Origin of the sequence: Kocuria sp. SM24M-10 (assembly GCF_001027955.1) — a bacterium.
GTDB lineage: Bacteria > Actinomycetota > Actinomycetes > Actinomycetales > Micrococcaceae > Kocuria > Kocuria oceani.
Genome location: NZ_LDNX01000131.1, coordinates 21,439 through 29,364 on the forward strand (window position 1 = coordinate 21,439; position 7,926 = coordinate 29,364).

Annotated in this window: 10 protein-coding genes; 2 read left to right on the forward strand and 8 right to left on the reverse strand. The window is 68.4% G+C overall.

Features of this window, described 5'->3' with window-relative positions; translation table 11 throughout:
• Positions 1-80 precede the first annotated feature (80 nt).
• The 3 genes from ABL57_RS15720 to ABL57_RS15730 form a co-directional block, all read right to left on the reverse strand.
• On the reverse strand, positions 81-860 hold the full coding sequence (locus ABL57_RS15720) for a hypothetical protein (protein WP_047804423.1): 780 nt from the start codon (positions 858-860) through the stop codon (positions 81-83).
• Between the two features lie 428 nt (positions 861-1,288).
• Positions 1,289-2,380: a glutamate--cysteine ligase gene (locus tag ABL57_RS15725; RefSeq protein ID WP_238986090.1), complete on the reverse strand. Its 1,092-nt coding sequence runs from the start codon at positions 2,378-2,380 to the stop codon at positions 1,289-1,291.
• Positions 2,381-2,509: 129 nt separating this feature from the next.
• Positions 2,510-2,752 carry a hypothetical protein gene (locus ABL57_RS15730; RefSeq protein ID WP_047804424.1) on the reverse strand — a complete coding sequence of 81 codons (243 nt, stop codon included), beginning with the start codon at positions 2,750-2,752 and terminating at the stop codon, positions 2,510-2,512.
• 404 nt (positions 2,753-3,156) lie between these two features.
• On the opposite strand from ABL57_RS15730, the gene ABL57_RS15735 reads away from it, so the two are divergent.
• Entirely contained in the window at positions 3,157-3,390 is a 234-nt protein-coding gene (locus ABL57_RS15735; RefSeq protein ID WP_047804425.1) for a helix-turn-helix transcriptional regulator, read from the forward strand.
• 235 nt (positions 3,391-3,625) lie between these two features.
• Here ABL57_RS15735 and ABL57_RS15740 read toward each other — a convergent pair whose 3' ends face one another.
• Both ABL57_RS15740 and ABL57_RS15745 read right to left on the reverse strand, forming a co-directional pair.
• Positions 3,626-3,862, reverse strand: a complete 237-nt coding sequence (locus tag ABL57_RS15740) for a histone-like nucleoid-structuring protein Lsr2 (RefSeq protein ID WP_047804433.1) — start codon at positions 3,860-3,862, stop codon at positions 3,626-3,628.
• A gap of 47 nt (positions 3,863-3,909) precedes the next feature.
• Complete coding sequence (locus ABL57_RS15745; RefSeq protein ID WP_047804426.1) at positions 3,910-4,311, reverse strand: hypothetical protein; 402 nt, start codon at positions 4,309-4,311, stop codon at positions 3,910-3,912.
• A gap of 314 nt (positions 4,312-4,625) precedes the next feature.
• On the opposite strand from ABL57_RS15745, the gene ABL57_RS15750 reads away from it, so the two are divergent.
• Positions 4,626-5,219 (forward strand): recombinase family protein, encoded by a 594-nt coding sequence (locus tag ABL57_RS15750; RefSeq protein ID WP_047804427.1) that lies wholly within the window; start codon positions 4,626-4,628, stop codon positions 5,217-5,219.
• A gap of 175 nt (positions 5,220-5,394) precedes the next feature.
• Here the strand turns inward: ABL57_RS15750 and ABL57_RS15755 are convergent, their stop codons facing one another.
• From ABL57_RS15755 to ABL57_RS15765, 3 genes are all read right to left on the reverse strand, one after another.
• Complete coding sequence (locus tag ABL57_RS15755) at positions 5,395-5,769, reverse strand: SdpI family protein (protein WP_047804428.1); 375 nt, start codon at positions 5,767-5,769, stop codon at positions 5,395-5,397.
• A gap of 426 nt (positions 5,770-6,195) precedes the next feature.
• Positions 6,196-7,443, reverse strand: a complete 1,248-nt coding sequence (locus ABL57_RS15760; RefSeq protein ID WP_047804429.1) for an IS256 family transposase — start codon at positions 7,441-7,443, stop codon at positions 6,196-6,198.
• Between the two features lie 104 nt (positions 7,444-7,547).
• A partial coding sequence (locus ABL57_RS15765) for an oxygenase MpaB family protein (RefSeq protein WP_047804434.1) occupies positions 7,548-7,926 on the reverse strand: 379 nt, incomplete at its 5' end.

A 7,926-nucleotide genomic window follows, 5' to 3' on the forward strand; every position in this document is an offset into this window, starting at 1 on the left:
GCCGCACCCGAGTGGGGGGTGCGGCAGCCCTCGTGCTAGCCCGGAATAAATCGCCTACCCCGGGATCCTCATGCTGGCGTTCAGCGGTTGCCGGCGGTGCGGCGGCGGGCGAGGAGGGCGGATCCGGCTACGGCGAGCACCCCGGCCCCGGCCACGGCGTACCCGGCGGTGTTGCCGGTGTCACCGGTCTGCTGGGCCACCCCGGTGTCGGCGCCACCGTCGGGCATCGCGCCCATCTGCGAGGCCGAGAGCGTGCCGCAGGCGGCCGGCAGGGTCGCGGCCAGCGGCAGGTCGGGGTTGAGTGAGCTCTGCTTCTCGGCCGCGGCGGCCGGCAGCAGGGTCGGGTCCACGCCGTGGACCACGACCGAGGCGGTGCCGTTCTTGATCGCCTCGGCCGCCTCGGGGCTGACCTCGAAGGTCCGCTCGTAGGTGTAGGCCGACCCGCCCGGGAAGCGCTCCACGGCCAGACCGGAATCAGCGCTGGTGTCGCCCTCGGTGGTCAGGGAGGTGCCGATCATCCCGTAGAAGGGCTGGCCCTCCGGGGTGGAGACCACTCCGTCGCCGTCGGTGTCGGCGTCGGGTCCCGGGCACATGCCCTGGGCGCCGATGTGGAAGTGCTGGGCGTGCGGGAACGGCCCGTCCATGAACGTTTCGGCCGCCCCGGAGACATTGATCGTCACGGTGGCTTCGGTGCCGTGCAGGTCCACCATGGCCTGCCCGGTGGTGCCCGAGCCGTTGAGGGTGTTCAGGGTGGTCTGAAAGGACCAGGAGTCCTCCGCGTGCGCCGCGGCCGGGGCCGCGGCCATGGACAGGGCGCCCAGGGCGAGGGCGGGAGCGGCGAAAAGCATCTTCTTGTGCATCTGAGGTGTCCTCTCAAAGAGATGGTGGGGGTCACTCGTGCCGTTTACGACTGTACAGACAGTGAGCTGTCGATCAAGGGTGACCAAGCGGTAACTTGTGGGTGTTTGCGCAGGTCAGAGCGCATATTGGGGATCACGAGATGGCCGCCTCTCCCGCCTGGGTCTCTCGCGGGGACCGTGGTGCCGGCAGGTGCGTGCACTCATGGTTCGGCGCCGGCGGTCGTGCGGATGGGTGGCCCGGGACGATTTCTGCCGCACCGGGCACTATGCGGCAGGGTCCGGTGAGCCGGTGGTGGCAGATCAGCACCTGTTCCAGGTGTCCGGTGGGGGTGACGTGCTCTGCGGCGGCACCGACGGTGCGCGGTGCACCACCGCGGTCAGCTCCTGCACCCGGGGTTACCGAGGGTGGTTGCCCGGGGGTGGTCCCCTCAGGGCGTGGCCGGCAGGGCCGCGTGCAGGATGGTGCTCAGATTGTTCTCCGTGCGGCATGCCTGACGCTGCCGGTGGGCGCCGGTGCCGTCCTCCAAGATGCCGGTGAGCACGGACTCCACCGCGTCGTGCTCGGCGTGCTCGGTGAGCACCGGGTGCAGGTGCTCCAGCAGGTGGGCCACGACATCGCCGGCCGGAGTGGGGGTGCCGCTGTACGGGCTGATCAGCTGGCCCTGCACCCCATGGCGGCTGGCCTGCCACATCCAGGTGCGCAGCACCGCGGCACTGACCCGGGCCGGTGGGTGACCGGCCCGCCAATGGCGGGCGCTGGTCTCGACCAGGGCCCGGATGAGGGTTGCGAGCACCGCGGCGTGTTCGAGGTCCCAGCAGACGTCGGCGACCCGGATCTCCACGGTCGGCTGATGCTCGGACAGGCGGGCGTCGAAGTACAGCATGCCCGCATCCAGGGGCACGTCCGAGGCCAGCAGGTCCTCGCAGTGGCGGTCGTAGGCGTGCGTGCTGCCGAAGACGTCGGTGGGCCCGGTCGCCGGCCACTGGCTCCAGAGCTGGTAGCGGTAGCTGTGGAAGCCGGTGTCGGTGCCGTTCCAGTACGGGGAGTTGCTGCTGAGCGCCAGCAGGACCGGCAGCCACATCCGCATCCGGTCCAGGATCGCGACTCCTTCTTGGCGGGAGTCGGTCTGCACGTGGACGTGGAAGCCGCCGGTGAGCTGGTGACGGGCGGTGAGCTGGCCGCGGGCGGCGATCTGTTCGAAGCGGTGCTCGGGCACCAGGTGGGTGGTCACCGGCACCGGGGCGGTGGCCACCGCCACCGCCCGGGCACCGACCTCCTGGGCGGCGGCATCGGCCAGGGTGCGCCCGGTGCGGATGGTGTCCAGCTGCTCGCCCAGGGTGGTGCACGGCGGGCTAGTGACTTCCAGCTGCTCCTGCTGGAACTCGACTGCCAGCCGGTGTCCGGTGACGGCGGGCTGACGGTGGTGGTCGACGAGGTACTGCCCGACCGGCATCGGCTGCAACGAGGAGGCCTCGATCAGCAGCAGCTCCTCTTCCACACCGAATGTACGCACACCCACGATGCTCTCATCCCTGGGGGTGCTGCAGACACCGGCGGGGTGCTTCCCGCGGTCTTCCGGTGCCGGCTCCAGGGGCGTGGGTCAGGGCGCGTGGCCGGCCCGGCCTCTCGGGGGCAGGGCGCCCGGGGGTCACTCGGGGTTGTTCGCCTGCGCCGGGCTCTCCTCGTCCTCCTCCAGGCGTCGCTGGTCCTGGTCCGGGGCGGAGTCTGGGGATGCCTGCTGGGCCAAGCGGTGCTCGACGGCCTCGATGAACCGCTCCTCGGCCGCGGCTCCGGCCAGGCCGTCCGGTGTTGCGTCGGTGGATGCGGTGCGGCCTTCAGGCCCTTCGGGGCTCGGGTTCGCGGATCGGGGAGTGTCGGGGGTGGGATTCATGGCTTCCTCTGCTGCAAAGGTCGGAGACCGGACGGTGTGCAGCGACCGCCCAGATGTTGTGGGGAGGTGCGGGCCGGGGATCTCGGGGCTCCCTGCGCCGGCGTGGGATATGTCGCGGCGATGGGGCGCGGATCTGCCGATCACCTCACCGTTGCAGATTGCGGATTGCAGGGCGTGGGTCGGCCTCGGTCTCGTTCCTATCGTCTCCTGCCCCCGGACCACAAGCCCCCATGGGCAGAGAATCGACGGATACGGCCCCACCCTGACCAGCGCATTCGTCTGTGGCGCGTGCTCCCGCGGCATGGTGCGCGGGCGCCGGAGCAACCGGACGACATCCGATGCGCGCACTTACAGATGGTAAGGTGGCTTGTTAAATGTCGAGCGCGGACGGGGAGGTGACAGCCATGCGCAATGAACTGAAGGCCCTGCGGGCCGCCCGAAGGATCTCGCAAGGGCAGTTGGCCATCGCGGTCGGTGTCTCCCGGCAGACGATCTATGCGCTGGAGAACGACCGCAGCGACCCGTCCCTGCCGGTGGCCTTCGCCCTGGCCCGGTACTTCACCCGCCCCATCGAGAAGGTCTTCCACGAAAACGCCGGCACCCCGGCGACCGGGACGACACCCGGCCAGCGCCGCTGACCCCGCACCCTCCACCGGGTGCGCTCAGCGCCACCTGTCGCTCGGCACCACATCGCGGAACAGCACTGTAAAGGTGTGGGGCTACGGCATGCCGGCCGAGCACCGGACCGGACAGCAGCGGGGAAGGTGTCTCCGGTGGCCGGTGGCTGGTGAATACGGCTGCGGTTGCGGTAGCGGGCGGGAATCCTGCCGCCGGCCGGCGGGGTCGTAGGAATCGTGCAGGATCCCGGGTCTCTCAGGAACTTCCAGACCGGTGGCCGCGTCCGGCCCGCGGCGCGACCCTGCGGCCAGCCACCGCATAGGCGCCCAGTGCCTCATCCGAGACCGCGCACAGCGCCTGGCGCAGCTGCCGGGCATGGGCGCTGGAGAGATCGATCAGATACTCCTTACCACCCCAGCTGAACTGGAGGGTCTCGTCGGCCCAACCGCCGTCGAGGTCGTCCTGCAATCGTCCGTCAGATGCTCGAGCCATGGATGCCGCTCCTTCCCCTTCGATCGGGATGGGACCGTGGAGCAGGTTCAGCTGCGGTCGGAGTCGTCCTCGGCAGGTACTCCAGTGAACGCATCGTCACCTGATGCCTCCGTCGTGTCCAGGGCGTCCTCCGGTGCCGCGGCTTGAGTGCAGTTACCGGTAATCACGGTGCCTTCGGTCGTGAGGTCCACGTAGAGCATGCCGTCCTCCACGAACGGCTTCCACCGCCGGGTGGCCGTGGTGTCAATGCCGTAGTGGGCGGTAAAGGCCGTGGCCGAGACGATCGCCTGTCCCGGACCGCGCTCAGACCCGCTCCGCACCGCGTAGGCATGCGGGGAGAAGTCTTCGGTGGCGCGCACTGCCATGACCTGACGGTCACGGTCGTAGAGCAGTTCCACGGTATCGGCGTTGCCGATGAGGTCGTGGGCGGCCTTGTTCAGCGAGATCACCCGCGCTTCTGGATCGTCACGCTGGGCGCCTTCGCCAGCGGAGTCATCCTCTTGTCAAACACCTCGAACGGCATCGTGCCCCCTATGACTTGTAGCCGACAACAGTAAACGTCATCGCAACCATCGCACGTCATCCCTTGAGAGTCATGCTCGGCTCATTGCTGGTGTCTCTGAAGGCAAGGGATGCGAGACGTCTCATCCGAGAAATTTGCGCCCGCATGATTCCGCGGTTTAGCCTGTCTCGTAACTATGTGTTTTATACCTGTTCCTAGAATCGAATACTCAACGTTAGTTGCGAGACAGATGAGGTGGACATGGGGAAGCTGATCGGGTACGCCAGGGTGTCGACGCGCCAACAAGACGCAGGCCGCCAAGTGTCTGACCTGATGAACGCGGGCGTGCGGCGTGATGACGTGTACGTAGACAGTGGAGTGTCTGGAAGCCGTGCGTCCCGTCCAGCCTTCGACAAGGCGGTGGTTGCCCTCGAGGAGGGTGACACGCTGGTCATCACGACGCTGGACCGTCTGGGCCGCTCCACGCAGAACATGCTGGCCTTCGCCGAGGCGCTGCGGGGGAGAGGTGCCGGGCTGCGTGTGCTGAACCTGGGTGGGGGAGATGTGGACACCGCGACCCCGATGGGTTCGATGGTCTTCACCGTCATGGCCGCTTTGGCGCAGATGGAGCTGGAGATCAAGCGGGAGCGGATCACCGACTCGGTGGCCAAACGCCGGGCAGCGGGCAAGGATCTCGGTGGGCGGCGCCAGACCTTCACGGATTCCCAGATCCGCAATGCCGTCCGCCTGATCGAGTCCGGGGAGCCGGCCACCCAGGTGGCTCGGGACCTCGGGATGTCCCGGGCGACCTTGTACCGGCGGATCCGGGAGCTCCCGCAAGCGACCACCATCTGAGTCCGTTGGTGCCTGTGGAGATGGGGATGCATCGACCCTGAGAAACCGCCGTACCTGTGCGGGCTTTTCATAGCGCAGGATAAACGGGCATCAACCACACCGGGTTTCTCGCCGATGTACCGTCACCGCCACTGACGGACTCGCAAGAGTCGGACGCGGGACTGCTGACAAGGGCTCACCTGCTGGCGGTGACCGCGCGTGCGGCACGGTTGGCGGCCCCGGCAGAGCGCAGTAGCACCACGACCTCGCCGACCAGTGCGACAGCAGCCACCACGGTGCCGGTGTACCCGCCGCCCAAGACATGGACGACCAGCGCGGTCGGAACCCCTACCGCGGCTACCGGCACCATCTTCTGCACCAGGGGCAGGGCCGCGGCATGGCCGGCAACCCATGCCTCATCGGAGGCCTTGGTGTGACGGGTTCGAATGCCCGCCGATCCGTTACGCCCGAGGGCATCATCGGCAGCCCAGCGCACCACCGGGATGCTCGTCGCGGGGAGCACCACCAGGGCGAAGAGCAACAGAACGAGGCCGGCGATCTCGTCGGTCATCGGCAAGAACCTCCAAGCTGTTAGTCCTATCCACGCTACGAGAAGCCTGGTGCATTCCTGGCACCTCGCCCCGTCCGGCCCGTCAAGGATGGTTCCAAGAGTTCCTGCTGTGCAGTCAAGGTTCCTGACCGTGCCACTCGATGGATGCGGGTCCTGCTCGGCTCAAATCTCTGCGTTCACTCAGTTCAGTGCCGGGTCACGGTCCGGTTGCAATCGCATCTGCTCCGCCCGGTGTAGGAGCGGCCCGTGCTTACGGTGGGGACAGACCCCGGGGCCCGTGCCGGCCAACCGAAACCAGCCCAATAACCTCCGGAAGGCGCAATGACGACCACAACCCCAGGCCGCCGCCAGCAGCCAGCCGCCCCCAAATCCGTCGGAGCTCGGGTCAAGCCCCCTGGAGTGGTGTAGCGATCCTTCGTAGGGGAATTAGGCGGTGAGGGCGGTCAGGGAGTCGGGAATCACCTCGCTCCCGGTGTCGGCGATGGTGGTGAGCCGGCAGCGGGTGAGGACTTCGAGGCCGAGGTAGCGGCGGCCCTCGGCCCACTCATCAGTCTGCTCGGCCAGCACGGCCCCGACGAGGCGAACGATGGCCGCGCGGTTCGGGAAGATCCCCACTGCGTCGGTGCGGCGCCGGATCTCCTTGTTCAGCCGCTCGGCGGGATTGTTGGACCAGATCTGCATCCACACGTCCTTCGGGAACGCGGTGAAGGCCAGCAGGTCGGCGCGGGCGGCATCGAGGTGCTCGGCGACCGCGGGCAGCTTCTCAGTGACGTAGTCGAGTAACCGGTCGAACTGGGCGTTGACCGCTGCCGCGTCGGGCTGGTCGTAGACCGAGTGCAGCATCGCCTTCACCGCCGGCCACATGCTCTTGGGTGTCACGGCCATCAGGTTCGCCGCGTAGTGCGTCCGGCACCGCTGCCAGGCGGCCCCGGGCAGGTTCGCCGCGATCGCGTCCTTGAGCCCGGCGTGGGCGTCTGAGGTGACCAGCCGGACCCCGCCCAGGCCGCGGGCGACGAGGTCGGCGAAGAACTCGTTCCACGCCGCCCCGGTCTCGGCCGTGGCCACCCGCATGCCGAGGACTTCGCGGTGGCCGTCGCCGTTGACCCCGGTGGCCAGCAGCACGACCGCGTTGACCACCCGCCCGCCCTCCCTGACTTTCATGGTCAGCGCATCGGCGGCCACGAAGGTGAAGGGGCCGGCCTCGCCCAGGGGGCGGTGGCGGAAGGAGACAGTGATCAACGCCCTGTTGTCGGCCATGCGCGAGACCTGGGACTTCGACAGGGAGTTGATGCCGAGGGTCTTCACCAGCTTGTCCATCCGGCGGGTCGAGACCCCGGCGAGGTAGCAGTCGGCCACGACCGTGATGAGGGCGGACTCGGCCCTCTTGCGGCGCTCGAGCAGCCAGTCGGGGAAGTAGGTTCCGGTGCGCAGCTTCGGGACGGCCACGTCGATGGTGCCGATGCGGGTGTCGAGCTCGCGGTGGCGGTAGCCGTTGCGCTGGGTCACCCGGGTCGGGGACGGTCGGCCCCATTCGGCGCCGGCGACCGCTTCGGCATCGGCCGACAACAGGGCGTTGATCACTGTCTGCAGCAGTGATCGCATCAGATCCGGGGAGGCCTCGGACAGGGCTTCGCCGAGCAGGCCGGCAGGGTCGACAATATGAGGAGCGGTCATCGTGATGATGTCCTTTCGAGGGTGCTGTGAGAGGTGAACTCGAAAGATCTCACGGTGGCCGCGCTCTCGTCCGGAACGACGAGCAGGGCCACCGCGCTACACCACTATCGGGGGCTCAACTCGAGGGCTCTCCCCACAACGGAGAGGGTGAGTGCAGCCGCCCGGCTGGTGGGCATGGGAACCGGGCCCAGTTTCGTTTGCTCGAGCCCCAACAGGTCCAAGCGCGCTTGGGGGAGCGAGTCGACCACCGCAGCGAACAGGGCTCGATAGCCCGGAATCAGCCAGGAGTCCAAGGGAGGTCTGCGCAAGAACCGCACGACGTCGTCCACCCGCGGCCCGCCCGTCAACCGGTCGTCGAAGGAGCGCAGGCGGGCGTCGAGTTCCGCCTCCGAACGCGGCGGGGCCGGCACGCCCATGAGCTCGCCGGCTACCGCCCACTCCCGCACATACGCGTCCGCACCGCCCGGGATCTCGCCGCCCCAC

Bases quoted from the DNA above. Each gene is read 5' to 3' on its own strand.
- ABL57_RS15750 (WP_047804427.1), top strand. From the start codon at position 4,626: ATGGGGAAGCTGATCGGGTACGCCAGGGTGTCGACGCGCCAACAAGAC.
- ABL57_RS15730 (WP_047804424.1), bottom strand. From the start codon at position 2,752: ATGAATCCCACCCCCGACACTCCCCGATCCGCGAACCCGAGCCCCGAA.
- ABL57_RS15740 (WP_047804433.1), bottom strand. From the start codon at position 3,862: ATGGCTCGAGCATCTGACGGACGATTGCAGGACGACCTCGACGGCGGT.
- ABL57_RS15760 (WP_047804429.1), bottom strand. From the start codon at position 7,443: ATGACCGCTCCTCATATTGTCGACCCTGCCGGCCTGCTCGGCGAAGCC.
- ABL57_RS15755 (WP_047804428.1), bottom strand. From the start codon at position 5,769: ATGACCGACGAGATCGCCGGCCTCGTTCTGTTGCTCTTCGCCCTGGTG.
- ABL57_RS15720 (WP_047804423.1), bottom strand. From the start codon at position 860: ATGCACAAGAAGATGCTTTTCGCCGCTCCCGCCCTCGCCCTGGGCGCC.
- ABL57_RS15735 (WP_047804425.1), top strand. From the start codon at position 3,157: ATGCGCAATGAACTGAAGGCCCTGCGGGCCGCCCGAAGGATCTCGCAA.